Origin of the sequence: Tepidibacillus infernus (assembly GCF_048898065.1) — a bacterium.
Classification (GTDB): Bacteria; Bacillota; Bacilli; order Tepidibacillales; family Tepidibacillaceae; genus Tepidibacillus_B; species Tepidibacillus_B infernus.
This window is the reverse complement of record NZ_JBLWFI010000001.1, coordinates 1,466,320-1,491,029: the sequence shown is the minus strand read 5'-3', so window position 1 is coordinate 1,491,029 and position 24,710 is coordinate 1,466,320. Positions and strand designations below refer to the sequence as shown.

The 24,710-nt window shown below is 37.6% G+C and carries 19 protein-coding genes and 1 other annotated feature; of the genes, 18 read left to right on the top strand and 1 reads right to left on the bottom strand.

All coding sequences use genetic code 11. The features are described 5' to 3' along the window. The first annotated feature begins 69 nt into the window (after positions 1–69). The 18 genes from TEPIDINF_RS07485 (at position 70) to TEPIDINF_RS07400 (ending at position 22,586) form a co-directional block, all read left to right on the top strand. On the top strand, positions 70–1,890 hold the full coding sequence (locus tag TEPIDINF_RS07485; RefSeq protein ID WP_421691668.1) for a glycoside hydrolase family 2 protein: 1,821 nt from the start codon (positions 70–72) through the stop codon (positions 1,888–1,890). A 115-nt stretch (positions 1,891–2,005) separates the two neighbouring features. Beyond that, positions 2,006–2,992, top strand: a complete 987-nt coding sequence (locus TEPIDINF_RS07480) for a LacI family DNA-binding transcriptional regulator (protein ID WP_068725299.1) — start codon at positions 2,006–2,008, stop codon at positions 2,990–2,992. Positions 2,993–3,027: 35 nt separating this feature from the next. Next, positions 3,028–4,218, top strand: coding sequence for a galactokinase (locus TEPIDINF_RS07475; protein WP_421691667.1), 1,191 nt, complete (start codon positions 3,028–3,030; stop codon positions 4,216–4,218). Further along, on the top strand, positions 4,215–5,204 hold the full coding sequence (gene galE / locus TEPIDINF_RS07470; protein ID WP_421691666.1) for a UDP-glucose 4-epimerase GalE: 990 nt from the start codon (positions 4,215–4,217) through the stop codon (positions 5,202–5,204). Before TEPIDINF_RS07475 ends, galE begins: the two co-directional genes overlap by 4 nt. A 13-nt stretch (positions 5,205–5,217) precedes the next feature. Further along, positions 5,218–6,708 (top strand): UDP-glucose--hexose-1-phosphate uridylyltransferase, encoded by a 1,491-nt coding sequence (galT, locus tag TEPIDINF_RS07465; protein WP_421691665.1) that lies wholly within the window; start codon positions 5,218–5,220, stop codon positions 6,706–6,708. A gap of 18 nt (positions 6,709–6,726) precedes the next feature. Then, positions 6,727–7,773 carry an aldose epimerase family protein gene (locus TEPIDINF_RS07460; RefSeq protein WP_421691664.1) on the top strand — a complete coding sequence of 349 codons (1,047 nt, stop codon included), beginning with the start codon at positions 6,727–6,729 and terminating at the stop codon, positions 7,771–7,773. A 386-nt stretch (positions 7,774–8,159) separates the two neighbouring features. Further along, positions 8,160–9,572, top strand: a complete 1,413-nt coding sequence (gndA, locus tag TEPIDINF_RS07455; RefSeq protein WP_421691663.1) for an NADP-dependent phosphogluconate dehydrogenase — start codon at positions 8,160–8,162, stop codon at positions 9,570–9,572. A 19-nt stretch (positions 9,573–9,591) separates the two neighbouring features. Beyond that, a complete protein-coding gene (locus tag TEPIDINF_RS07450; protein WP_421691662.1) occupies positions 9,592–10,509 on the top strand; it encodes an RluA family pseudouridine synthase in 918 nt (305 codons plus the stop codon). 299 nt (positions 10,510–10,808) lie between these two features. Continuing rightward, positions 10,809–11,066 (top strand) — a binding site (T-box leader). A 106-nt stretch (positions 11,067–11,172) separates the two neighbouring features. Further along, on the top strand, positions 11,173–12,840 hold the full coding sequence (ilvD, locus tag TEPIDINF_RS07445; protein ID WP_068725281.1) for a dihydroxy-acid dehydratase: 1,668 nt from the start codon (positions 11,173–11,175) through the stop codon (positions 12,838–12,840). 122 nt (positions 12,841–12,962) lie between these two features. Further along, entirely contained in the window at positions 12,963–14,693 is a 1,731-nt protein-coding gene (gene ilvB, locus TEPIDINF_RS07440; protein WP_068727569.1) for a biosynthetic-type acetolactate synthase large subunit, read from the top strand. Then, positions 14,693–15,166 carry an acetolactate synthase small subunit gene (gene ilvN, locus TEPIDINF_RS07435; RefSeq protein ID WP_068725279.1) on the top strand — a complete coding sequence of 158 codons (474 nt, stop codon included), beginning with the start codon at positions 14,693–14,695 and terminating at the stop codon, positions 15,164–15,166. The genes ilvB and ilvN overlap by 1 nt, the downstream gene beginning before the upstream one ends. A gap of 88 nt (positions 15,167–15,254) precedes the next feature. After that, positions 15,255–16,247: a ketol-acid reductoisomerase gene (gene ilvC, locus TEPIDINF_RS07430; RefSeq protein ID WP_068725277.1), complete on the top strand. Its 993-nt coding sequence runs from the start codon at positions 15,255–15,257 to the stop codon at positions 16,245–16,247. A gap of 22 nt (positions 16,248–16,269) precedes the next feature. Then, positions 16,270–17,826: a 2-isopropylmalate synthase gene (locus TEPIDINF_RS07425; protein ID WP_068727568.1), complete on the top strand. Its 1,557-nt coding sequence runs from the start codon at positions 16,270–16,272 to the stop codon at positions 17,824–17,826. 26 nt (positions 17,827–17,852) lie between these two features. Continuing rightward, positions 17,853–19,133: a 3-isopropylmalate dehydratase large subunit gene (gene leuC, locus TEPIDINF_RS07420; protein ID WP_068725274.1), complete on the top strand. Its 1,281-nt coding sequence runs from the start codon at positions 17,853–17,855 to the stop codon at positions 19,131–19,133. Continuing rightward, on the top strand, positions 19,134–19,631 hold the full coding sequence (gene leuD / locus TEPIDINF_RS07415) for a 3-isopropylmalate dehydratase small subunit (protein ID WP_069799292.1): 498 nt from the start codon (positions 19,134–19,136) through the stop codon (positions 19,629–19,631). Next, complete coding sequence (gene leuB, locus TEPIDINF_RS07410) at positions 19,624–20,715, top strand: 3-isopropylmalate dehydrogenase (RefSeq protein WP_421691661.1); 1,092 nt, start codon at positions 19,624–19,626, stop codon at positions 20,713–20,715. Before leuD ends, leuB begins: the two co-directional genes overlap by 8 nt. A gap of 170 nt (positions 20,716–20,885) precedes the next feature. Beyond that, complete coding sequence (locus TEPIDINF_RS07405) at positions 20,886–21,497, top strand: YitT family protein (RefSeq protein WP_068725267.1); 612 nt, start codon at positions 20,886–20,888, stop codon at positions 21,495–21,497. 114 nt (positions 21,498–21,611) lie between these two features. Then, positions 21,612–22,586 (top strand): tripartite tricarboxylate transporter substrate binding protein, encoded by a 975-nt coding sequence (locus tag TEPIDINF_RS07400; protein WP_082732451.1) that lies wholly within the window; start codon positions 21,612–21,614, stop codon positions 22,584–22,586. Positions 22,587–22,711: 125 nt separating this feature from the next. Here TEPIDINF_RS07400 and TEPIDINF_RS07395 read toward each other — a convergent pair whose 3' ends face one another. Then, positions 22,712–24,709: a tripartite tricarboxylate transporter permease gene (locus TEPIDINF_RS07395; protein ID WP_068725265.1), complete on the bottom strand. Its 1,998-nt coding sequence runs from the start codon at positions 24,707–24,709 to the stop codon at positions 22,712–22,714. Position 24,710: the final 1 nt, after the last annotated feature.

Genomic DNA, 24,710 nt, shown 5'->3' with positions numbered 1-24,710 from the left:
TATTGACTTTTAAAGTGATTATTACATGATACGAATAATTGACTAGAATATAAATGGAGATGAATGTTAATGAAAAAAATCCCTCGATCAGAATACCCCAGACCACAACTAGTACGGAAGGATTGGTTCAATTTAAATGGCGAATGGGGTTTTGCCTTTGATGATAATAATGTTGGCTTAAAGGAAAAATGGTTTCAAAAGGATGAACCATTTGATCGAAAAATTAATGTTCCATTCGCATATCAAACGAGATTAAGTGGAATTCATGATCCTTCGTTCCATGACTGGGTTTGGTATAAAAGAGAATTTACGATTCCAAACGAATGGAATGACAAAAAAATTCTTATTCATTTTGGTGCCGTAGATTATCGTGCATGGATCTATGTTAATGGACAATTTGCTGGATATCATGAGGGTGGACATACACCTTTTTCCTTTGACATTACTGAACATCTAACATGGGAGAAAGAATCGATCGTTGTAAGAGTTGAAGACCCATCGACTGATGAGACCATTCCAAGAGGAAAACAATTCTGGATTGAGAAATCGGATTCCATTTGGTACACACGTACAACAGGTATTTGGCAAACGGTTTGGTTAGAACCTGTGAACTCGACTAGAATTTCGAAGTTAAGATTGATTCCAGATATCGATCGTGGTTCGATTGACGTAGAGTTTGACGTAATAGGAGAATTTGCGAACAAGAAAGCAGAAATTGAAATTCAAATTAAGAATGATTTCGTTGCTCGAGATACAATTGAAATCTACGAGTCGTACAATAAGCGTTCAATCAATCTATATAATCAACATATTTTTAGAACAGGGTTCCATCATAATGGTTGGAATTGGACACCAGAAACTCCGAATTTATTTGATATAAAGATTACTTTAAAAGATGAAGATAACCAAAATGTTTTGGATGAAATAGAATCTTACTTTGGTCTTAGGAAAATTCACACAGAAAATGGTATGGTTTATCTAAACAATAAACCTTATTACCAAAAACTCGTTCTCGACCAAGGATACTGGGAAGATGGTTTATTAACTGCCCCAACAGATGAAGACTTAAAGAAAGATATTGTTTTAGCTAAAGAAATGGGTTTTAATGGCTGCAGAAAACATCAAAAAGTAGAAGATCCTCGTTTCCTATACTGGGCTGATCAATTGGGATACTTGGTCTGGGGTGAGTGTGCGTCATCGCCTTATTATAGTCAAGATGCTGTAGCTAGGCTAACAAAGGAATGGATTGAAATTATTGAACGGGATTATAATCATCCCTCTATTGTGGCTTGGGTTCCGATAAACGAAAGTTGGGGAGTTCCAATGATTCGGGCAAATCACCAACAACAACATCATTCATTAGCGATGTATCATCTGATTCATTCGTATGATCCAACTCGTTTAGTCATTTCAAATGATGGTTGGGAGTTAACGAAAACAGATATTTGTGCGGTTCATAATTATAACCATGGAAGTGAAGATGAAAAAGAAAAATACGAAGCATTTAAAGAGTCTTTATCCACCAAAGATGCTATTCTTCACTCACAACCTGCACGTCGTGGGATTTATGCCAATGGTTTTGAACACCAAGGGGAACCTATTCTTCTAACAGAGTTTGGGGGTATTGGTTTTAAAGTTGGTGAGGATGCTGGATGGGGTTATACATCTGTTAAAAATGAGCAAGAGTTCGTTGCGGATTATCGCAGAGTTCTTGAAGCAGTCTATGCTTCAAAAATTTTACATGGATTCTGCTATACACAATTAACAGATGTTGAACAAGAAATTAATGGCTTACTCACGTATTCTCGAAAACCAAAATGTGATTTGAAAAAAATTAAAGAAATAAATGAAACTTGGCATAATGAAATTATAAAAGACAAAATTAACTAAAAATATTATTATAATAAAAATCTTACTATATTTTTACTAAATTTTTTTATTAACTTATGTTATAGTAGTTTTGAATCAAAGAATTCAGATTAATAAGAAGAAAGGAGTAGCTTAGATGGCTACAATTAAGGATATTGCAGAAAAAGCAGGAGTTTCCATTGCAACTGTTTCTAGAGTGTTAAATTACGACGCAACGTTATCGGTAACTGATGAAACAAGGAAGAAAATCTTTGAAGTGGCTGAAGAGCTATCCTATAAAAAAAGATCAGTTAGAACTTCAACAGCAAAAATTGCAATGATTCATTGGTATACCGAAAAGGAAGAATTAGAAGATTTATATTATATGTCTATCCGCTTTGGGATTGAACAACGTTGTCAACAATTAGACATCCAAGTTGTTAAATATTTTTATAACAATTTAGAGGAGATAAAACAAGAAGAGATACAAGGAATGATTGCAGTAGGTAAATTCAGTGAAAATCAAGTGGCGACACTGGCTGAAATTACAGATCATATTGTATTTGTTGATTATAGCCCTGACGAGGATGCCTATGATTCGGTTGTTGTTGACTTTGAAGTTGCAACCAAAAAAATAATCAATTATTTAATTGAAAAGGGGCACCAGAAGATTGGCTATATTGGTGGCCGAGAAACATTCAAAGATGGGTCAGCAGAAATTGAAGATCTTCGAGATAAGACGTTTCGTTCATACATGCAAGAGCTTAACCTTTTTGATGAAAATTACATGTATATAAAAACCTTTACAGTGAATGATGGGTATAAAATGATGAAGCAGGCAATTCACGATCATGGAGAAAACCTGCCAACAGCCTTTTTTGTAGGAAATGATTTAATCGCTATTGGCGCATTACGAGCTCTGCTTGAGGAGAATATTTCTGTTCCTGAACGAGTAAACATTATTGGAATTAATGATATTAGTGTATCTAAATATATTTATCCCTCATTAACAACATTAAAAGTTTATACGGAGATCATGGGAGAAACAGCAGTTGATTTATTGATGGAAAGAATATCAGGACGAAAGATAGCAAAAAAGGTTTTCATTGCAACCGAACTAATTAAACGAAATAGTAGTTTTTAAGATACCATCAAGATAATTGAGGGGAAGTTGTTTTTATGGATATTCAATTACTAGTTAATAAATTTTATGAAATATTTCTAAAAGGAGAAAGCGAGGAAATCCGCGCTTTCTTCTCACCAGGCCGAATTAATTTAATTGGTGAGCATACCGATTACAATGGCGGTCATGTATTTCCCTGTGCGATTACTTATGGCACATATGGACTTGTAAGAAAACGTGATGATCGATCGGTCTACTTATATTCAATGAATTTTTCAGAAGCAGGAATTATTAAATTTAGTCTGGATGATTTAGTTTATAAAAAAGATCATGGTTGGGCCAATTACCCAAAAGGGATGATTCGTTATATACTGGAAGCTGGTTGGAAGGTTGAATCAGGATTTGAGGTGCTAGTATATGGTAATATATCGAATGGATCAGGCCTTTCCTCCTCTGCATCACTAGAAATGTTAATCGGGGTGATGATCAATGAGATTTTTACATTAGACATTGATCGTTTAGAACTTGTTAAACTTGGCAAAAAGGTAGAAAACGAATTTATTGGTGTAAATAGTGGTATTATGGATCAGTTTGCAATTGGAATGGGTAAAAAGAACAATGGAATCTTCCTAGATACGAATACCCTACACTTTGAATACGCACCAATAAATCTGACAAATCATCAAATTATCATCATGAACACAAATAAAAGAAGAGAATTATCGGATTCGAAATACAATGATCGTCGCAGTGAATGTGAACTAGCACTTTCTCAGCTTCAAAAAGAACTTTCGATACAAACATTAGGTGATTTATCAGAAGAGGAATTTGAGCAACACAAAGAGTTAATTGAAGATGATGTTCTAAGACGAAGAGCTAAGCACGCAGTTTATGAAAATCAAAGAACGATAAAGGCCCTTCATGAATTGAAAAATAGAAATATTGAGAGCTTTGGCCAATTAATGAATGCCTCTCATCAATCGTTAAAAGAAGATTATGAAGTAACGGGGGTTGAACTGGATACATTAGTAGAAGCGGCATGGCAACAAAAAGGAGTATTAGGGGCAAGGATGACAGGCGCAGGATTTGGAGGTTGTGCAATTGCGATTGTTGAAAATGATGAAATCGAAACATTTATTCAAGAAGTAGGAAAAAAATATAAAGAAAAAATTGGTTATGAGGCCACATTTTATGTAGCAAGTATTGGCGATGGTACAAAAGAAATTACCATGGAGGTTGGACTATGAGTATTTTAGTACTTGGTGGTGCTGGATATATCGGTTCCCATGCCGTTTATAAGTTAATTGACCAAAATGTTGAAGTTGTGGTTGTAGATAATTTACAAACAGGACATCGACAAGCAATTCATTCAAAAGCTAAATTTTATCAAGGAGATATTCGCGACAAAGAATTTTTACGCCATGTATTTGAAAATGAAAAGATCGATGGTGTTATCCATTTTGCTGCAAATTCACTCGTTGGAGAATCAATGGAAAAACCATTGAAGTATTTTGACAATAATGTATATGGCACACAAGTATTATTAGAAGTAATGGTTGAATATGGTGTCAAGAATATTGTCTTTTCATCGAGTGCTGCTACCTATGGGGAACAAGAGGTGATGCCTATTACAGAAGATGCTCTAGCCGTTCCCACAAATGCCTATGGGGAAACGAAATTAACGATGGAGAAAATGTTCAAATGGTGTGATGCTTCACATGGAGTAAAATATGTATCCTTACGTTATTTTAACGTAGCAGGCGCTAGACCAACAGGTGAGATTGGCGAAGACCATCATCCGGAAACACATCTTATTCCAGTGATTCTACAAGTTGCTTTAGGCAAACGTGAATATATCTCTATTTTTGGTGATGATTATGATACAGAGGATGGAACAGGAATCCGTGATTATATTCATGTTGAGGATTTAATCGATGCACATATCCTTGCTCTTCATTACCTACAAAATGGAGGGAAAAGCGATATTTTCAATCTTGGAAGTAGTAAAGGGTTTTCAGTAAAAGAGATCATTGAAGCCGTTCGTACCGTAACTCAACATCCAATTCCAGCAAAAGTTGCACCAAGAAGGGCTGGCGATCCTAGCAGACTTATTGCTTCGTCTGACAAGGTTAAAAAAATTCTTGGTTGGAATCCCCAAAGAACATCGATTCATCAAATCATTGAAGACGCATGGAATTGGCATCAATCACATCCTAACGGTTTTAATGATTAGGAGGGGATGTTATATGGAAATATATTCAGCTATACAGGCACTTGTCACACAGGCTCTCTCTGTTCAATTAATAAATATAGAAGATGAAATCTATGCACGAAACCAAATTTTATCTTTACTTGCATTGAATGACTTTCCAGAGGAAGTAAAACTGGATATTGATCTAGATATCCCTGGTTTATTGGATGTGATCGTTAATTTTGCAGTAAAGAAAGGTATAGTTGATGATTTGCAAGCAGAAAAAGAAATCTTGTCTGCGAAGATCATGAATGTATTTTTGCCAAGACCTTCAGACGTAAATAAGGAATTTTACGGAAAATACAGTAAAGATCCTGCTGAAGCAACAAATTATTTTTACAAGTTAAGCAGAAATAGCAACTATATTCAAACAAAGAGTATAGCAAAAAATATAAATTATGTTACAGAAACACCCTTTGGAGAACTAGATATTACGATTAATTTATCTAAGCCAGAGAAAGACCCAAGACAGATCGTACGAGAACGGGAACTGAAAATCCCTTCTACTAAATATCCGAAATGTTTGCTTTGTATTGAAAATGAAGGCTACGTAGGGAGGATTAACCATCCTGCTCGTTCAAATCACAGAATCATACCAATTGAATTATCAGAGGAACCTTGGTTCTTCCAGTATTCTCCATATGTTTATTACAATGAACATAGTATTATTCTATCTGGTGAACATAGGGATATGAAGATAGATAGAGGGACATTTCAAAGACTATTGGAGTTTGTCGAAAAATTTCCTCATTATTTTATTGGTTCAAATGCAGATTTACCGATTGTGGGTGGTTCAATCTTATCTCACGACCACTATCAAGCTGGAAATTATGAATTTGCAATGGCAAAGGCGGTTGATGATTATACATTTTCGTTAAGTAATTATCCATCTATTCAAGCTTCTGTCATTAAATGGCCAATGTCAGTAATTCGTTTAAGGGGAAAAGATAAGGAAGAGCTTGTTGATGCCTCCAACGTGATTTTGGAAAAATGGGTAAATTATAGTGATCCAGAAGTAAATATCATCGCTTATACAAACGAAACAAGGCACAATACCATTACACCGATTGCCCGCAAACGTAATGGTCAATACGAGGTTGATCTTGTTTTACGAAATAATCGTACGAGTGAGGAATATCCGCTTGGTATATTTCACCCACACCAAGATGTACACTATATTAAAAAAGAAAATATCGGTTTGATTGAGGTCATGGGCTTAGCTGTTTTACCTGCACGTTTAGCAACAGAGTTAGTTGAAATAGAAAAGTTCTTATTGGGAATGCCACATCAGGTGAAAGACTATCATATGCAATGGGCTAAGGAGATTAAAGAACAATATGCTGCATCAATTACTAGTGACACAGTAAAGGATATATTGAAAAAAGAGGTTGGATTTAAGTTTCTAAAGTGTCTGGAAGATGCAGGAGTATTTAAACGAGATGAAGTGGGGCAAAAAGCTTTCAAACGGTTTATTGAACAATTATAATCGATTGGAGTATTGAAAATGAAAGTGGTAAAGGAAAAATTTGCAGAGTTGGACGGGCAGATCGTTAGGTCTTTTACACTGATCAATGATCATGGTATGGAAGTAACCAGTATTGATTATGGATGTATTATTACTCGTATTATGATACCTGACCGCTATGGTACAATTGAAAATGTTGTTTTAGGTTTTGATACACTTGAGGAATACCGCCAGCATTCTCCTTATTTTGGTGCAATCGTGGGTAGGCATGCTGGTAGAATTAAAAATGCGGAATTTGAATTAGATGGTAGGATCTATCATTTAGCAAAGAATGATAATGGTAACCATCTTCATGGTGGATTACAAGGATTTGACAAAGTAATATGGCATGTAGAGGTAAAAGAAAATAAAGATGATGTCAGTCTAGTATTTCAATATATCAGCAAGGACGGAGAAGAAGGCTATCCAGGGAACTTGCAGATGAAAGTGATATATACACTAAATAATAGTAATGAGTTAATCATTGAATATGAAGGGATAAGTGATCAAAGAACGGTAATCAATGTTACCAATCACTCTTACTTTAATTTAAGCGGGAATTTAAAAAGAAACATTCTTGATCATGTATTAACATTGAAAAGTGATCGGTTTCTTGAATTGGATGAACAGTTGCTACCTACTGGACAGATACTCTCTGTAGAAAATACAGTTTTTGATTTTAGAACAGGACGAAAAATACAGGATGGAGTTGTATCAAAAGATCAGCAAAATGTATTAGCCGGAAATGGTTATGACCATCCATTCCTATTATCAGAAAATAATAATGGTGAAATATATTTACAAGATACTGAAAGTGGTAGGGCTTTAATCATTGAAACAGATCAACCGGGGGTTGTCCTTTATACTGGTAATCAATTATCAGAAGATTTTACAATACGAGGTGTAAAAGCACAACGTTATCTTGGTTTATGTCTTGAAACACAAGGTCTACCAGATGCTATTCATCATTCCCATTTTCCATCAACAATAGTTGAGAAAGATGAAATATATCGATCTGTTACAAAATATAAATTTAAGACTAACTAGTTGGATTTAATTTTCGTCACATAAAGTGGCACACTTATCAGCATGCTGCTTTATCCGTTCTATTCATAAAGAGGGTTTCTTTTTTTGTTTTGAGCCGTTTTTGAAATCTTTTCTTCAAAAACTTTTATGCATAATTTTAATATTGTATAATATGAATAGAGAAGGGAAGGGACAAGGACAGGTTGCCCCTCCCGGAAGGATGTGCTACCTACTTTAGCTGATTGGAGCCATCCTTTTTTCTTTTGGTTAGATTGAATACTTGCCCAATTGAAACCAAGGATGAAAAGAGATAGTATAAAATAGGGTTTATAAAAATGGAATACATTTCATGTTGAAGGGTAGCCTACAAAATAGGATAAAGTTGATAAAGAAAGGTGAGCAAGCAAATGGCAAAACAGCAAATTGGTGTGGTAGGTCTTGCAGTTATGGGCAAGAATCTAGCCTTAAATATTGAGAGCAAAGGATTTTCCGTATCTGTATATAATCGTTCTCGTGAAAAAACAGATGAATTAGTAAAAGAGGCAAAAGGAAAGAACCTTATTGGTACATATAGTGTTGAAGAATTTATTGAATCCTTAGAAAAACCAAGAAAAATCATCATTATGGTCAAGGCAGGAGAACCAACTGATGCAACGATCAATCAACTAAAGCCCCATCTAGAAAAAGGGGACATTCTGATTGACGGTGGAAATGCCTATTTTATGGACACCATTAAACGAAATAAAGAGTTAGAAGCAGCAGGAATACGCTTTATTGGCGCAGGTATTTCCGGTGGAGAAGAAGGGGCATTAAAAGGCCCTGCAATTATGCCAGGGGGGCAAGAAGATGCCTATAAATTAGTAGAGCCTATGTTAACAAGCATCGCTGCAGAAGTGGATGGCCAACCTTGTTGTTCTTATATTGGCCCTAACGGTGCAGGTCATTATGTAAAAATGGTGCATAATGGAATTGAATATGGTGATATGCAACTGATTAGTGAATCTTATCATTTATTAAAAGAACTTTTACAATTAGATGCAAACGAACTGCATCAAGTATTTTCTGAGTGGAAGCAAGGAGAGTTAGATAGTTATCTGATTGAAATCACAGCAGATATTTTCACCAAAATCGACGAAGAAACAGGTAAACCCTTAGTAGATGTGATTATGGATGCAGCAGGACAAAAAGGAACAGGGAAATGGACAAGTCAAGGTGCTCTTGATTTAGGAGTTCCCCTTCCAGTCATTACAGAGTCTGTATTTGCTCGTTTTATTTCAGCACTTAAAGATGAACGTATCAACGCTAGTAAAATTTTAAATGGTCCAAAGAGAGAACCGTTATCAGAAGATAAAACGCAATGGATTGAAGACATTAGAAGAGCTTTATATGCAAGCAAAATTATTTCTTACGCACAAGGTTTTGCCCAATTAAAAGCCGCATCTAAAGAATATGATTGGAATTTAAAATTTGGAGAAATCGCTATGGGCTGGCGCGGTGGTTGCATTATTCGGGCGAAATTCTTACAGAATATAAAAGATGCATTTGATCAGAATCCACAATTAGAAAATTTATTATTGGCTCCTTATTTTCAAAAGATCCTTGAGAGTTATCAAGATTCTTTAAGAAAAGTGGTATCGATTGCTGTATTAAATGGAATTCCCGCACCAGGTTTTGCGAGCGCAATCGCTTATTATGACAGCTATAGAACTGAGAGACTACCAGCTAATTTGATTCAAGCCCAAAGGGATTATTTTGGAGCTCATACCTATCAACGAATCGATAAAGAGGGTACCTTCCATACAGAATGGTTAGAAAAATAGATGAGGATGTTGTTATAGGATGTCAGCAATTCAACGAAAAGGCGAATGGTTGGAATTTCGCGTTTCTAATCAAGAGCATGGGAAAACGATCGAAGAAGTGTGTAAAACCAACTTACAAATCTCTGGAAGAATGGTTCAAAAATTAACACATCGAAATGGTATTCAGGTGAACGGAAAAAAGAGCTTTCTAGCTTACAGACTAAAACCAGGGGATCGGCTTCAGATAAAAGTTTTTGAACGAGAGAATTACGGGCTAGAACCAGAGCCAATTCCAATCGACATTCTCTACGAAGACGATCATGTTTTAGTTGTGAACAAACAAAGTGGAATTTCTGTTCATCCAACAGATCCAAGCCAAAAAGGAACATTGGCTCATGCAATTGCTTTTTATTACCAAACGCAAGGTTTGCAAACCAAAGTAAGGCATATTCATCGTTTGGACAAGGATACGACAGGAGCAATCTTAGTGGCGAAGCATGCTTTAGCTCAAGCGATTTTAGATGAAGACTTAAGGGAACGGAAAATTAAGAGGGAGTACTTAGCCGTTATCTCAGGAATTCCTAATCCTCCTAAAGGAACCATTGATCTGCCTATAGGGAGAGATCGTCATCATCCTACACGTCGCAGAGTATCAACGGGTGGTGACACTGCAATCACTCATTACCAGGTGATCGAAACCTTTGAACATGCATCAATGGTTAAACTTCAACTAGATACAGGAAGAACTCACCAAATCCGTGTTCATCTTGAGTATATTGGCCATCCATTGTTTGGGGACACCCTTTATGGGGGGTTGAAAAAGGGCATCAATCGCCAAGCTTTACATGGAGCAAAGTTAAGCTTTAATCATCCATTTCTTCACGAAAAAATTGAGATTGAAGCCCCTATACCTGAAGATATAAAAAATCTGATTCGAGAACTTAAAAATGAAAATTAGATAAGATTAAAAAAAATAAATAAAAAGGGAAAAAATGCTCCTACCTAGGTAGGAGCATTTTGATTTGGCATAACGTAAAACAGGCTAAAATAAAGCGTTTTCAATGTTCTTAAACGAAATTCAGATAAAAATTAAAAAAAAATTTTTAAACCAAAAAGTCCAACAATGGCAATTGGTTAAGCGTTTTCAAAAATTTACAAGAACGAAAATTCAGAAAAAAAGCAATTGACATGTAAATTTTACGGCATTATAATTCCAATAACACTTTAAAAAATTAAAGCAGTTGTTAAGCAATACGTAAAAAGATGATGATAAGGACAAGTAACAAAGGAAACCGTTATGTTCAGAGAGCTAAGGAAAGCTGAGATCTTAGCCGTAACCCCTTTGCGAACTCACCTTTGAATCAACTTTGTGAACTGATCGATATAGATCACAGTAATAAAGTTCGGCCTTGGCCGTTACGCCATGACGTGCAATCTTTTACTGCACGTATCGAGGTTTTCCTTTGTGAAAAGGAAAGCGAAGATGGGTGGTACCACGAAGACTTCGTCCCAAATGATGTGAAAATTCATGTCATTTGGAATGGAGTCTTTTTTGTATATTCCAAAAGCAATGATGGAATATACAAGCTAAACAAACTAAAGCGAGGGAGGAAGAAAACCGATGAATTCACATAAAGTAACAAAAGGAATTGAAAGAGCACCACACAGAGCTTTGTTTAAAGCAATGGGGATTACCGATGAAGAGCTACAACAACCACTGATTGGTGTAGTGAATTCCTTTAGTGAGATCGTGCCCGGTCACAAACATTTACGTCGGTTAGCTGAAGAAGTGAAAGCAGGAATTAGAATGGCGGGCGGTACTCCATTTGAAGTGAATACGATTGCCGTATGTGATGGGATTGCGATGAACCATACGGGAATGCAGTATTCTTTAGCCAGTCGTGAATTGATTACAGATAGTGTTGAAACAGTAGTGTCTGCACATCAATTCGATGGTCTAGTTTTAATGCCAAACTGTGATAAAGTGGTTCCAGGTATGTTAATGGCTGCAGCAAGATTAAACCTTCCTTCCATCATTTTAAGCGGTGGCGCGATGTTAGCTGGCCAAGTTGGAGAACAATATGTAGACTTATCTACTGTTTTTGAAGCGGTTGGCGCAGTAAAAGCAGGTAAAATGTCAGAAGAAGAATTACAGATTTTAGAAGAAAGTGCTTGCCCAGGTGGTGGTAGCTGTTCAGGAATGTTTACAGCAAATTCAATGAATTGTTTAACAGAAGCCCTTGGAATGGCGTTACCTGGAAATGGAACGATTCCTGCTGTGATGGCAGCAAGAGATCGGTTAGCCAAATACGCTGGGATGAAAATCATGGAATTAGTAGAAAAAGACATTCGTCCAAGTCAGATAATGACCAAAGCAGCATTTGAAAATGCATTAAAAGTAGATATGGCTTTGGGAGGGTCATCCAATACAGTTCTTCATGTGTTAGCGATTGCCCATGAAATGGGAGTAAAGCTCACCTTAGAAGAAATTAACCAAATTTCTGCTGAAACCCCGCAACTTTGCAAATTAAGTCCTGCTGGTTCTAATCATGTGGAAGTCTTAGACCGGGCTGGTGGGGTATCTGCAGTGATGAAAGAATTGATGGATCATGGGTATTTAAATAAAGAAGTGCTTACTGTATCAGGAAAAACCTTAGAAGAAACGATTTCGAAGATGGAGGTAAAAAATAAAGATGTCATCCGATCTGTAGAAGATCCTTATTCACAAACAGGAGGATTGGCCCTTCTTTTTGGTAATCTAGCTCCAAATGGGGCAGTTGTAAAACAAGGAGCTGTTGCACCAGAAATGTTAGTTCATCAAGGCCCAGCAAGAGTATTTAACGGGGAAGAAGAAGCAGTAGAAGCAATTATGGGTGGAAGAATCCATTCAGGGGATGTCGTTGTCATCCGTTACGAAGGGCCAAAAGGGGGTCCAGGCATGAGAGAAATGTTAACTCCTACTTCTGCCTTGGCAGGTATGGGATTAGATTCAAGTGTCGCCTTGATTACGGATGGACGGTTTTCAGGAGCAACACGCGGTGCATCGATTGGCCATGTTTCACCGGAAGCAGCTGCCTTTGGTCCAATTGCAGCAGTTGAAGAAGGAGACATCATTTCCGTCGACATTCCAGCCCGAAAAATTGAAGTTGAATTAAGCGAAGAAGAAATGGAAAGTCGATTGAATCGTTTAAAAGAAAACCCATATGTCAAGAAGGACTTAAAAGGATATTTAAAACGCTACGCACAATACGTCACATCAGCAAATACAGGGGCAGTTTGGAAGTATTAAAATTTCCCATAAAAGTGACAACTATCTTCGGAGCGAACTCCGATTACTTTTGCGGGGGCCAGGAATATGGGAAAGAGAGGTTTAGTTTCTTTATTAAAAATGGAGAGAAAGGTGGAGAGAAAATGCGAGCAGAAGCCTATCAGCATGTAGAGGAGCAATTGGTAGAGGAACCGGTAATCGTGATGAAAACGGGTGCGGAGATGGTGGTTGAGTGTTTAAAACAAGAAGGAGTTGATGTCCTGTTTGGCTATCCTGGTGGGGCGGTTATTCCCATTTATGATGCATTGTATGATTCTGGTTTAAAGCATGTCCTTTCCCGGCATGAACAAGGTGCGATCCATGCAGCCGATGGTTATGCGAGGGCAACGGGAAAAGTTGGGGTTTGTATAGCCACCTCTGGCCCTGGTGCCACTAATTTAGTAACAGGAATTACAAACGCATTTATGGATTCTATTCCACTTGTCGTAATAACTGGTCAGGTTCCAACCTCATACATTGGAACAGATGCTTTTCAAGAAGCAGACATTACAGGGATTACGATGCCAATAACCAAGCACAACTACTTAGTACAAAGAATAGAAGATTTACCGAAAATCTTAAAAGAAGCTTTTTACATTGCTAGGACAGGTCGTCCAGGTCCTGTTTTAATCGACATCCCAAAAGATATTTCGGTTCAGTCAGCACCATTTGTTTATCCAGAAACGGTTCATATTCCTAGCTACCAACCCACAGTTGATCCAAATCCTAGTCAAGTGACGAAAGTAATCAAAACGATTCAACAAGCGAAAAGGCCACTTATCCTAGCTGGTGGGGGAGTCATTCTTTCCAATGCTTCTAAGGAACTGCTTCAATTTGCGGAAAAATTACAGATTCCTGTAACCACCACACTGATGGGAATAGGAGGGTTTCCTGCAAGCCATCCTCTATGGTTAGGGATGCCTGGAATGCATGGAACCGTAACTGCCAATCATGCGATTCAAAATGCGGATTTACTCATTGCTTTTGGTATGAGATTTAGCGATCGTGTGACAGGAAAAATTGAAAGATTTGCACCAAAAGCAAAACTGATTCATGTCGATATTGATCCAGCAGAAGTTGGCAAAGTGGTTACTGCACATTTACCACTAGTTGGTGATGTGAAACGTGTACTACAAAAATTGGTCAAAGAAACAAAACACCTTCATCATAGCGATTGGATCGAACATCTACAACAATTAAAAAAGGAAAAACCAGTAAGATACAGGGATTCTAAAGAACGAATAAAAACTCAATATGTCATTGAACGATTATCCGATTTTGCGAGTCAGGATGCAATCGTTTCTACCGATGTTGGGCAACATCAAATGTGGACGGCACAATTTTTTAAATTCGAAAAACCTAGAACCCTATTAACTTCAGGTGGTCTTGGAACGATGGGGTTTGGCTTACCTGCAGCAATCGGTGCCCAGTTAGCTCATCCAGATAAACAAGTGATTTGTATTTCAGGTGATGGAAGCATTCAAATGAATATTCAAGAGTTGGCGACAGTTGCACAAGAAAATATCCCGATTAAGTTAGCGATTATGAATAATTCTTTTTTAGGCATGGTACGGCAATGGCAAGAGCTATTTAATGAACGACGTTATTCTTCTACAACCATTACGAATCCAGATTTTGTTAAACTTGCAGATGCTTATGGGATTCTCGGATTGAAGGCAACGAAGAAAGAAGAAGTAACTGAAGTGATTGAAAAAGCATTCAACCATCCTGGACCTGTTGTGATGAATTTTATAGTTGAAAATGAAGAAAATGTTTTTCCATTTGTTCCTGCTGGAGCTTCTTTGGATGAAGCGATGGAAGGGGATGATTTCTAATGAAACATACTTTATCGATTATCGTCAATGATCAAGCTGGTGTGTTAACAAGAATTGCAGGGATGTTTAACCGAAGGGGGTTTAATATCGATTCGATTACTGTTGGAAGGACAGAAGGAATAGGCTTATCCCGAATGACGATTGTAGTCCATGGCGATCAATCATTGGTTGAACAAGTGAAGAAACAGTTGCATAAGCAAATTGATGTTCATAAGGTGATGGATATTACGAATGAACCGATTGTGACAAGGGAATTGGTCATGGTAAAAGTGAGAGCAAATCCTGCTTCATTGCCGGAAATCACCAATTTAGTTGAGCCATTTCGAACAACAGTTGTAGACGTATCTCATAATACGATTACCATTCAGGCAACAGGGGATGAAGATAAATTGAACGCCATGATTGAATTGCTTCGTCCGTATGGAATTAAAGATTTGGTACGTACAGGATTTGCTGCAATTCAAAGAGGTTAAAAGGAAAATATCCATATGAAAGATATATACTTACAATTTACATTATCTGAATATTAAAAATATTAAATACCTAGGAGGAGAAAAAACGATGAAAATGTACTATGATCAAGATGCTAATTTGGAAGTTTTACAAGGGAAAACAATTGCGGTGATTGGCTATGGTAGTCAAGGTCATGCACAAGCACAAAATTTACGGGATAGTGGATTTCACGTTGTGATTGGTTTAAGGAAAGGTAAATCATGGACACAGGCAGAGAAAGATGGATTTGAAGTTTATACGGTTAGTGATGCGGTAGCCTTAGCAGATCTTGTCCAGATTCTGCTTCCAGATGAACGTCAAGCTTTCGTGTACAAAGAAGAGGTAGAGCCTAACTTGAAACCAGGCGCAACTTTGGTTTTTTCCCACGGGTTTAATATTCATTACGGCCAAATTGTGCCATCTTCAGAACATGATGTTATTATGGTGGCACCAAAAAGCCCAGGCCATCTGGTACGTCGAACCTATGAACAAGGCGCTGGAGTTCCTGGATTACTAGCTGTTTATCAAGATGCCTCAGGGCAAGCGAAGGAAGTTGCTTTAGCTTATGCCAAAGGAATTGGTTGTACCAGAGCAGGAGTAATTGAAACCACGTTTAAAGAAGAAACAGAAACAGACCTTTTTGGAGAACAAGCGGTATTATGTGGTGGAGTTACTGAATTAGTCAAAGCAGGTTTTGATACCTTAACAGATGCAGGATACCAGCCAGAAATTGCCTATTTTGAATGTTTGCATGAATTAAAGCTGATTGTTGATTTGATGTATGAAGGCGGACTTAGCTATATGCGTTATTCCATTAGCGATACAGCACAATATGGAGATTTCATGACAGGAAAACGGATTATTACTGAAGAGACTAGAAAAGAAATGAAAAAGGTATTAAGCGAAATCCAAAATGGGGAGTTTGCAAAGAGTTGGATTTTGGAAAATCAGGTGGGAAGACCAGTTTTTAATGCGATCAATCGCAAGGAACAGGAACATATGATTGAACAGGTAGGAACAAAGCTACGAGAAATGATGCCTTTTGTCAAGGTGAAAAAATAAAATGGGAAATGGGGGACCTCAAATGCGAAAGGTTAAGGTGCTTGATACAACATTAAGGGATGGAGAGCAATCAGCAGGTGTTAATTTGAATGAAAGTGAGAAAAAGGAGATTGCCAAACAGTTGGTTCGATTAGGGGTTGATGCAATAGAGGCAGGGTTTCCTATTGCATCACCAGGAGATTTTCAAGCTGTAAAAAAAATCGCAGATGAGGTTAAAGGAGCAACGATTGTTGGTTTTGCAAGGGCGACAAAGACAGATATTGACTCTGTTTATGAGGCAATTAAACATGCAGAAGATGCGAGAATTCATATGTTTATTGCCACCTCGCCTATCCATATGCAATATAAATTGCGTAAATCTCCTGATGAGGTATTAGAGACAGCTGTTGAGATGGTGAAATACGCAAAGCGATATTTCCAAAATGTGCAATTTTCTGCTGAAGATGCTGGAAGAAGTGAATTAGAGTTTTTGGCTAGATTTACTAAAGCCATTATTGATGCAGGGGTAACGATTGTCAATATTCCTGATACAGTAGGATACATGATGCCAAATGAGTATGGAGCCATGTTCAAATATCTTAAGGAAAAGGTTCCTAACAGTGATCGAGTATGGTTTAGTGCCCATTGTCATGATGATTTAGGGCTAGCTGTTGCCAATACCCTAGCAGCAATTGAAAATGGAGCTGATCAAATCGAAGGAACGATCAATGGAATTGGTGAAAGGGCAGGAAATGCCGCACTAGAAGAAGTGGCTACTGCTTTATACACTAGGAAGGATTATTTTAACGCAACCACCAATATGCAATTAGAACAAATTGCACGTTCTAGTAAATTAGTAAGTAAACTTACAGGGATGATCGTTCCAGGAAACAAAGCGATTGTTGGTGCAAATGCCTTTGCACATGAATCTGGAATTCACCAAGATGGGATACTAAAAGAAAGATTAACCTATGAAATTATTCGACCAGAGGTTGTTGGATTTCCAAGTAATAAACTCGTTTTAGGAAAACATTCTGGCCGTCATGCTTTTAGAGAAAGATTGGTTGCGCTTGGTTTTACTTTAACGGATGAGCAAGTAAATGTAGCTTTTCAAAAATTTAAGGAGCTCACGATGAAAAAGAAAGAGATTATCGATGATGATTTAATGATGATTATCGATGAACAACAATTAAAAGAAAGCAAAAAAGAGGAAGAGTATCAGTTAGATTATCTTCACATTGCAGGCGATACTGCCGTTTCTACAGCAATGGTGCGTGTTAAGCTACCTAATGGCGAATATAAGGAGGAAGCAGCTCGCGGAGATGGACTCATCGATGCAGTCTATAACGCTATTGATCGTGTATCTGAACTTACCATTCATTTAAAAGATTATCAAATTAAGTCTGTGGGCTACGGAAGAGATGCAGTTGGAAGTGTTCATATCAAAGTAGAATATCAAGGTGAACTTTTTTCTGGTCGAGGCATGTCAACCAATATCGTGGAGGCAAGTGCTAAAGCATATATTGATGCCATGAATCGTGCCATTCACAAAAAAGGTCGATTGGACTATCTAAATGTTGCTCAAAGAGAAATCGGATAAAAACACTATGGATAGGAGAGATAAAGATGGGGATGACATTAGCAGAAAAGTTATTGGCAAATGGAGCTGGCTTGAAAGAAGTAGAACCAGGGCAACTCATCAAAGTAAAAACAGATGTTGTATTAGGAAATGATGTCACAGCACCTGTAGCCATTCAGGAATTTAATAAATTAGGTGTAAACGAAGTCTTTGATAAGGAGAAAGTGGTGCTTGTTCCCGATCATTTTGTTCCAGCCAAAGATATAAAATCAGCAGAATTATCTAAGCAAATGCGCGATTTTGCTTATGATAAACAAATTAAGAACTATTTCGAGATTGGTGAAATGGGGATTGAACATGTTATTTTACCTGAAAAAGGCCTCGTCCTTCCTGGGGACATTGTAATTGGGGCTGACTCCCATACCTGTACATACGGGGCATTAGGTGCTTTTGCCACTGGTGTAGGAAGTACAGATATGGCTGCAGCTATGGCCACAGGGGAAACATGGTTCAAAGTTCCTGAAACGATCAAATTCCATTACCATGGAAAACTTAATCCATTTGTTGGAGGAAAGGATTTAATTTTACACACCATAGGAAAAATAGGCGTAGATGGTGCTAGATATCAAGCAATGGAATTTGTAGGGGAGACCATTCGAAAGCTTTCGATGGATAATCGCTTTACCATGTCAAATATGGCGATTGAAGCAGGGGCAAAAGTAGGATTGATTGAACCTGACGAGGTGACTCTTCATTATGTAAGAGATCGAGCTAAACGACCATTCAAATTGTTCTATAGTGATGTCGATGCAAAATATATTGAAGAGTACGATTTCGATGTATCTAAAATCGAACCAACGATTGCCTTCCCACATTTACCAGAAAATACTCATCCGATTAGTGAAGTAGGGGAAATCTGGGTGGATCAAGTGGTGATTGGTTCTTGTACAAATGGTAGATTAGAAGATTTACGTGCTGCTGCACAGGTACTAAAAGGGCAGAAGGTGAACCCAAATGTACGTTTAATCGTCTTCCCTGGAAGCCAAAATATTTACCTTCAAGCGATGAAAGAAGGATTAATTGAAATCTTTATTACTGCTGGTGCTGCTGTTAGCACCCCAACCTGTGGACCCTGTTTAGGTGGTCACATGGGAATTCTAGCAAAAGGGGAGCGAGCGATCTCTACAACAAATCGGAACTTTGTCGGAAGGATGGGACATCCTGAATCTGAGGTATATTTAGCAAGTCCTTATGTGGCAGCAGCTTCGGCAGTGAAAGGAAGAATTGCTAGTCCAGAAGAAGTTATAAAACCAGGGGAGGTGGCCTAAATGCGATTGGAAGGAAACGTGTGGAAATTCGGAGATGATGTAGATACTGATGTCATTATCCCTGCTAGATATTTAAATTCAACTTCACCTGAAGAGCTAGCTCTTCATTGTATGGAGGATGCAGATGCCACCTTTTCGCAAAAAGTAAAACAAGGGGATATTCTTGTGGCTGGCAAAAACTTTGGTTGCGGTAGTTCTAGAGAACATGCTCCGATTTCAATTAAAGCTGCAGGAATTTCCTGTGTGGTTGCAGAATCCTTTGCACGAATCTTTTATCGCAATGCGATCAATATAGGCTTACCTATATTAGAGTCACCTGAAGCAGCCAAAGAAGCAGAAGAAGGGGATCAGTTTGTAATTGAGGTTGAGACAGGACTGATTCAAAATGTAACAAAGGGAAAAAGCTATTCTTCTACACCTTTTCCTGAATTTATGCAAGAATTAATCAATGCTGGTGGATTGATTTCCTACGTGAAAAGGAGGATTATGAATGCCTAAAATCGCAGTATTGCCTGGAGATGGAATCGGACCAGAGATTATGGTAGAAGCGCTAAAAGTATTAAAAACAATCGAAGAGCAAAGTGGAGTTCAGTTTGAATTAGAGGAATATTTGGTAGGTGGGATTGCGATTGATCAGACTGGGAATCCATTACCACCAGAGACATTAGAAGCTTGTTTGAAAAGTGATGCTGTATTATTAGGTGCGGTTGGTGGACCAAAGTGGGATAATCTTCCTGGGGAATTAAGACCAGAGAAGGCTCTCTTAGGAATTCGTAAAGAATTGCAACTCTATAGCAATTTACGACCTGTGAAAGCATATGAATCATTAATTGATGCGTCTACCTTAAAACCCGAAGTGATTCAAGATGTGGACTTACTTGTGATTCGTGAACTCACTGGAGGAATTTATTTTGGTGAGAAAACACAAGAAATGACTGAGAGAGGAATACGAGTTACCGATTCTCTTACTTATACAGAGGAAGAGATAGAGAGAATTGTTCGCCTTGGCTTTGAAACTGCAATGAAGCGTCGAAAAGTATTAACCTCTGTTGATAAAGCAAATGTTCTCGAATCTTCTCGCGTTTGGAGAAAAGTAGTTGAGAAGGTTGCAGCAGACTATCCAGAGGTAGAGTTAAATCATATGTTAGTCGACAACTGTGCGATGCAGCTTGTTCGTTATCCAAAACAATTTGATGTGATCGTGACAGAGAATATGTTTGGGGATATTTTGAGTGATGAAGCAGCCATGTTAACAGGTTCAATTGGAATGTTACCATCCGCAAGTATTGGTACAGAAAAAGTGGCCATGTATGAGCCGATTCATGGTTCTGCACCTGACATTGCCGGCCAAGGACTAGCGAATCCATTAGCTACCATTTTATCGGTTGCTATGATGCTTAAATACTCGTTCAATATGGATCAAGAAGCAGAACAGATTGAGAAAGCAGTACAGCAAGTGCTTGATGCAGGTTATCGTACAAAAGACTTAGCTACAAATAAAATAGAATCCACTAAACTTACAGGGACAAAAGAAATGGGGGATTTAGTAGTTCAAGTGCTAAAAGGGGAGTTTATCTCTTAATTTCTGAGTTTATTGAGTCCATTGTAAAAATAATTATAGAATCTTTTTACCCTAACTTCTTAGGGTATTTTTTTTAAACGCTAAAGGTTATGGTAGTCCCCTTGTCTACATAGAATGGATATTGAACCAAAGGACTTTCTTTACCATTAAAAGAAAATGAGGAAAAAGCTATGAAAACTTATACTATAATAACGATTGGCGCGATCATCCAAGGAATCGCGATGGATGTTTTTCTATTTCCAAATAACATTCCATCCGGAGGGGCAGGGGGGTTAGCAGTTCTACTCAATTATTTGTTTCAAGTTCCTGTAGGATTTGCTTTATGGTTTGTTAATTTTTCAATGCTCCTTGCAGGGATAAAATGGTTAGGGAGTTCTAGTGCGATTGGTACCATATACAGCATTTCAGTAGCATCTTTAACCATTCATCTATTTGATGCACCATGGTTAAGGGAATATACCAATGTTTGGGGTGATCTTTTCATTGGATCCATCATCTTAGGGTTTGGTGTAGGGATTTTGTTAAGACAAGGAGTTTCTAATGGTGGTGTAGGTGTTCTTGCTTTAATTATCGCAAAATATAGGAACACAACGCCAGGAAAACCGCTTTTTTGGATCAATGGATCGATCTTTCTTCTTACCGCATCCATTATTGCTTGGCAAATCATTATTCAGGCGATTCTTTCCCAATGGATTGTAGGGAAAATCGTTGATTTTATTTATCATTTCACCCTTCATCCTAATGTTGTAGTGATTCAATCTATAAATATTCGTAAGAAATAACACCAAAAAATGGGCGGATACATATCATAGGATGTAATAAGTTTGTATATTCCTAAAGCCACTGCTTTTGGAATATACAAACCATTTGACACATTAAAGAAGAGGTGTTGATATGTGAAGTTCAAACTGTTTATGATTTCTATTGTTTTGATACTGGTCCTTACAATCGTTAGTGGATGCTCTAATTCAAATGGTACCGTAGATAATTTTCCAAATAAGCCGATTCAATTGATTGTTTCTTTCACACCTGGTGCTGCAACAGATACTCAAGCGAGAATCATTTCCAAATATGCAAGTAAATATTTAGGGCAAGAATTAGTGATCGTAAATAAACCGGGAGGTGGAGGATCTGTCGGTTGGAATTCCTTCTCAACCGTTTCACCAGATGGATATACCTTAACAGCCTATAATTTACCCCATATCATTACTCAACCTCTTGTTGGTCAAACGGCTTTTTCAGTAGATGATTTTGAGCCAATTATTAACTGGGGCCAAGATCCAACGGTTTTTGTCGTAACGCCAGATAGTCCAATCAAGGATCTTAAAGATCTGATCGAAAAAGCACAAAAATCTCCAGGGGTTCTTACAGTAGGAACGGCGGGAAAATTTGTAGGGCAACATATGGGAATGTTATTATTAGAAAAATCTGCATCCATTGATTTAAAAGATATTCCCTATAAAGGTGCTTCGGAATCGATTGCAGCGTTACTAGGAAAACAAACGGATTTAGTATCTGGCAACTTATCGGATATGTATCGTCTAGGGGATCAAGTACGAATTTTAGCGATTGCAACAAAAGAACGGCATCCATTAGTTTCCAATGTTCCTACTTTTACTGAATTAGGTTATCCAGAAGTGATCATAAGTACAGACAGAGGGATTGCTGCACGAAAAGGTACACCAGAAGAGATCATTAAAAAACTAGAAGAAGGATTTTTGCAAATCATGAAAGACCCTAATTTCTTAGAGGATATGAAAAAGGCCGGCGCTGATTTATTGATTTTAAACCATGAAGAAGTGAAGAAAGAATTTGAAATGAGAAAAGGCCTTTATGAAAAATTAATCAAAAGCGTTAATATCAATGAGTAGTAAGAAATAAAAAGAGGAAAGATCAACTATTGCTTTCCTCTTAAATTTTCTTTCATTATTTATGAGATTCCACAAAAATAATCGAAATATGTTCGAAGGAAGTCATTGCTTTTGTGGGTTTTCACTTACCTTAAAAAGAAGTTTAATAAGTTTAGTGCCAAGCCACTTGGGAGAGGTACTTTGATCAAACCTGAAAAAACCAGATACATGATTAAAGTAAAGGAAGTAGAGATAAACATAATCTGATAGAGATTGGTAATTCTTTTTCTTTGTAAATATACATAAAATGGAACAGAAATCATTAAAATTAAGACTTGAGTATAGAAACCTAAAATATCCGTTAATAAGCTAATGACAGAAATAAACGTTAAAAAATAGATGGTATTTAATGGGGTTCGCTCATGATCGGTTATCCTTTTGATATGAGAGTTTAAGATCAATTTCACAATCTGAATCATATTAAAAAGAAGCAGTAAAGATAGTGTAATCAGTGGGAAGAGCTTCATTTCAAAAGCTAATGACCTAACATTGTAAATAGCAACTAATGTGAGTACGCTAAAAATTAACCATGAAATTCCTTGCCAGGTAAGAAGTGAATCCAGTGAAAAGGAAATGTCTCTTTTTTCCTTTATACGATCTTTTTTCTTAAAAGATTGCCATAAGGAATAGGATATGGTTAAGATGGTGAGGGAAATGAGTATCCAATTATAAATTCCTGTGGTGAAATAGTGAAAAATAGATCCATCGGATTCCCCTAAGGCTATGCCTTGTAGAAGTCCCTCTTCTGCAATAGGCCCCAAGATAAATCCTAAAGCAACTGGAGCAGGGGAAAAATCGAATTTTTGAAAGAGATACATGAAGATTCCAATGATCACCATGGAATAAATATCGAAGGTGTTATTTTGAGTTGTGTAGGCGCCAATGATGGAGAAAGAGATAATCACCGGGGCCATAAAATAATTGGGGACGTTCACCAACTTACTCAAGTAACGAATTGCAATCAACCCAATCAACAAGAGAAGAATTTGAATCACTAACATGCCATAAAGGAATAGATTAGCAACCTCTGCATGTTGGACGAATAAATCCCGACCAGGCCAAATTCCATGGATCATTAATCCACCTAAAAAAATGGCTGATGTGGGTGATCCGGGAATCCCTAATGTCAATAAGGGGATCAGTGCACCGCCAACTTCAGCGTTATTGGCACTTTCCGATGCGATAATGCCTTCTTTATTTCCTTTGCCAAAGGCTTCTTTATTTTTCGAGAATCGCTTTAGTTCATTATAAGCCATAATGCTTGCAACATTTCCACCTGCACCTGGAGCAACGCCAACAATCAGCCCTACAATGCTTCCTAGTGACAATGCTTTAAGGTTTTTAAAGACATCGGCAAAAGAAGAAAGAAGCGAAGTTTTTTTTGAACTAGAATATCGATAAATTTGGCTTCCTTGTTGATGATTTCTCAAGTTTTCAATTAAGCGCAATGCTTGAGGAAAGGCGAAGAGTCCAATCAAAATGGAAACGACATTTAATCCTCCTACAAAAGAACTCATGCCAAACGTAAAACGAGGCATTCCAGTCATTGAATGAATCCCAATCATAGAAATGAGAATCCCAACCGCACCGCCGATCATATTTTTAATACTTGAACCATCAGAAATCACTGCAATGATGGTAATTCCAAAAATGGCGATCCAAAAATTTTCAGTGGCTCCAAAACGTAAGGAAAAATCAGAGAAAACAGGTGCGAAATACAATAAAAGGAGCATTCCCAGTATTCCACCTATTGTCGAGGAAATTGTAGAAAGCTCTAGTGCTTTTTTCGCTTCACCTTTTTGTGCCATTGGGTATCCTTCAAAGGTTGTGGCAACAGAAGCAGGAGCACCGGGAATATTAAACAAGATGGCAGGAATAGAACCACCATACACGGCACCACTGTATATGCCACCTAATAAAAGCAGCCCATATTCAGCAGGCAAAGAGAATGTAAAGGGAATCGCCATCGCCACACCCATTGTTGGAGTAAGCCCTGGTAGAGCACCAATAATGATGCCAAGCAAAACACCGATTGCCATGACAAAAAGATTTACTGGTTCAAAAAGTTGTAGAAAAATATCCATT

What these genes read in the sequence shown, in the direction of transcription:
- TEPIDINF_RS07485 (WP_421691668.1), top strand. Translation starts at nt 70, where the DNA reads ATGAAAAAAATCCCTCGATCAGAATACCCCAGACCACAACTAGTACGG.
- TEPIDINF_RS07480 (WP_068725299.1), top strand. Translation starts at nt 2,006, where the DNA reads ATGGCTACAATTAAGGATATTGCAGAAAAAGCAGGAGTTTCCATTGCA.
- TEPIDINF_RS07475 (WP_421691667.1), top strand. Translation starts at nt 3,028, where the DNA reads ATGGATATTCAATTACTAGTTAATAAATTTTATGAAATATTTCTAAAA.
- galE (WP_421691666.1), top strand. Translation starts at nt 4,215, where the DNA reads ATGAGTATTTTAGTACTTGGTGGTGCTGGATATATCGGTTCCCATGCC.
- galT (WP_421691665.1), top strand. Translation starts at nt 5,218, where the DNA reads ATGGAAATATATTCAGCTATACAGGCACTTGTCACACAGGCTCTCTCT.
- TEPIDINF_RS07460 (WP_421691664.1), top strand. Translation starts at nt 6,727, where the DNA reads ATGAAAGTGGTAAAGGAAAAATTTGCAGAGTTGGACGGGCAGATCGTT.
- gndA (WP_421691663.1), top strand. Translation starts at nt 8,160, where the DNA reads ATGGCAAAACAGCAAATTGGTGTGGTAGGTCTTGCAGTTATGGGCAAG.
- TEPIDINF_RS07450 (WP_421691662.1), top strand. Translation starts at nt 9,592, where the DNA reads ATGTCAGCAATTCAACGAAAAGGCGAATGGTTGGAATTTCGCGTTTCT.
- ilvD (WP_068725281.1), top strand. Translation starts at nt 11,173, where the DNA reads ATGAATTCACATAAAGTAACAAAAGGAATTGAAAGAGCACCACACAGA.
- ilvB (WP_068727569.1), top strand. Translation starts at nt 12,963, where the DNA reads ATGCGAGCAGAAGCCTATCAGCATGTAGAGGAGCAATTGGTAGAGGAA.
- ilvN (WP_068725279.1), top strand. Translation starts at nt 14,693, where the DNA reads ATGAAACATACTTTATCGATTATCGTCAATGATCAAGCTGGTGTGTTA.
- ilvC (WP_068725277.1), top strand. Translation starts at nt 15,255, where the DNA reads ATGAAAATGTACTATGATCAAGATGCTAATTTGGAAGTTTTACAAGGG.
- TEPIDINF_RS07425 (WP_068727568.1), top strand. Translation starts at nt 16,270, where the DNA reads ATGCGAAAGGTTAAGGTGCTTGATACAACATTAAGGGATGGAGAGCAA.
- leuC (WP_068725274.1), top strand. Translation starts at nt 17,853, where the DNA reads ATGGGGATGACATTAGCAGAAAAGTTATTGGCAAATGGAGCTGGCTTG.
- leuD (WP_069799292.1), top strand. Translation starts at nt 19,134, where the DNA reads ATGCGATTGGAAGGAAACGTGTGGAAATTCGGAGATGATGTAGATACT.
- leuB (WP_421691661.1), top strand. Translation starts at nt 19,624, where the DNA reads ATGCCTAAAATCGCAGTATTGCCTGGAGATGGAATCGGACCAGAGATT.
- TEPIDINF_RS07405 (WP_068725267.1), top strand. Translation starts at nt 20,886, where the DNA reads ATGAAAACTTATACTATAATAACGATTGGCGCGATCATCCAAGGAATC.
- TEPIDINF_RS07395 (WP_068725265.1), bottom strand. Translation starts at nt 24,709, where the DNA reads ATGGATATTTTTCTACAACTTTTTGAACCAGTAAATCTTTTTGTCATG.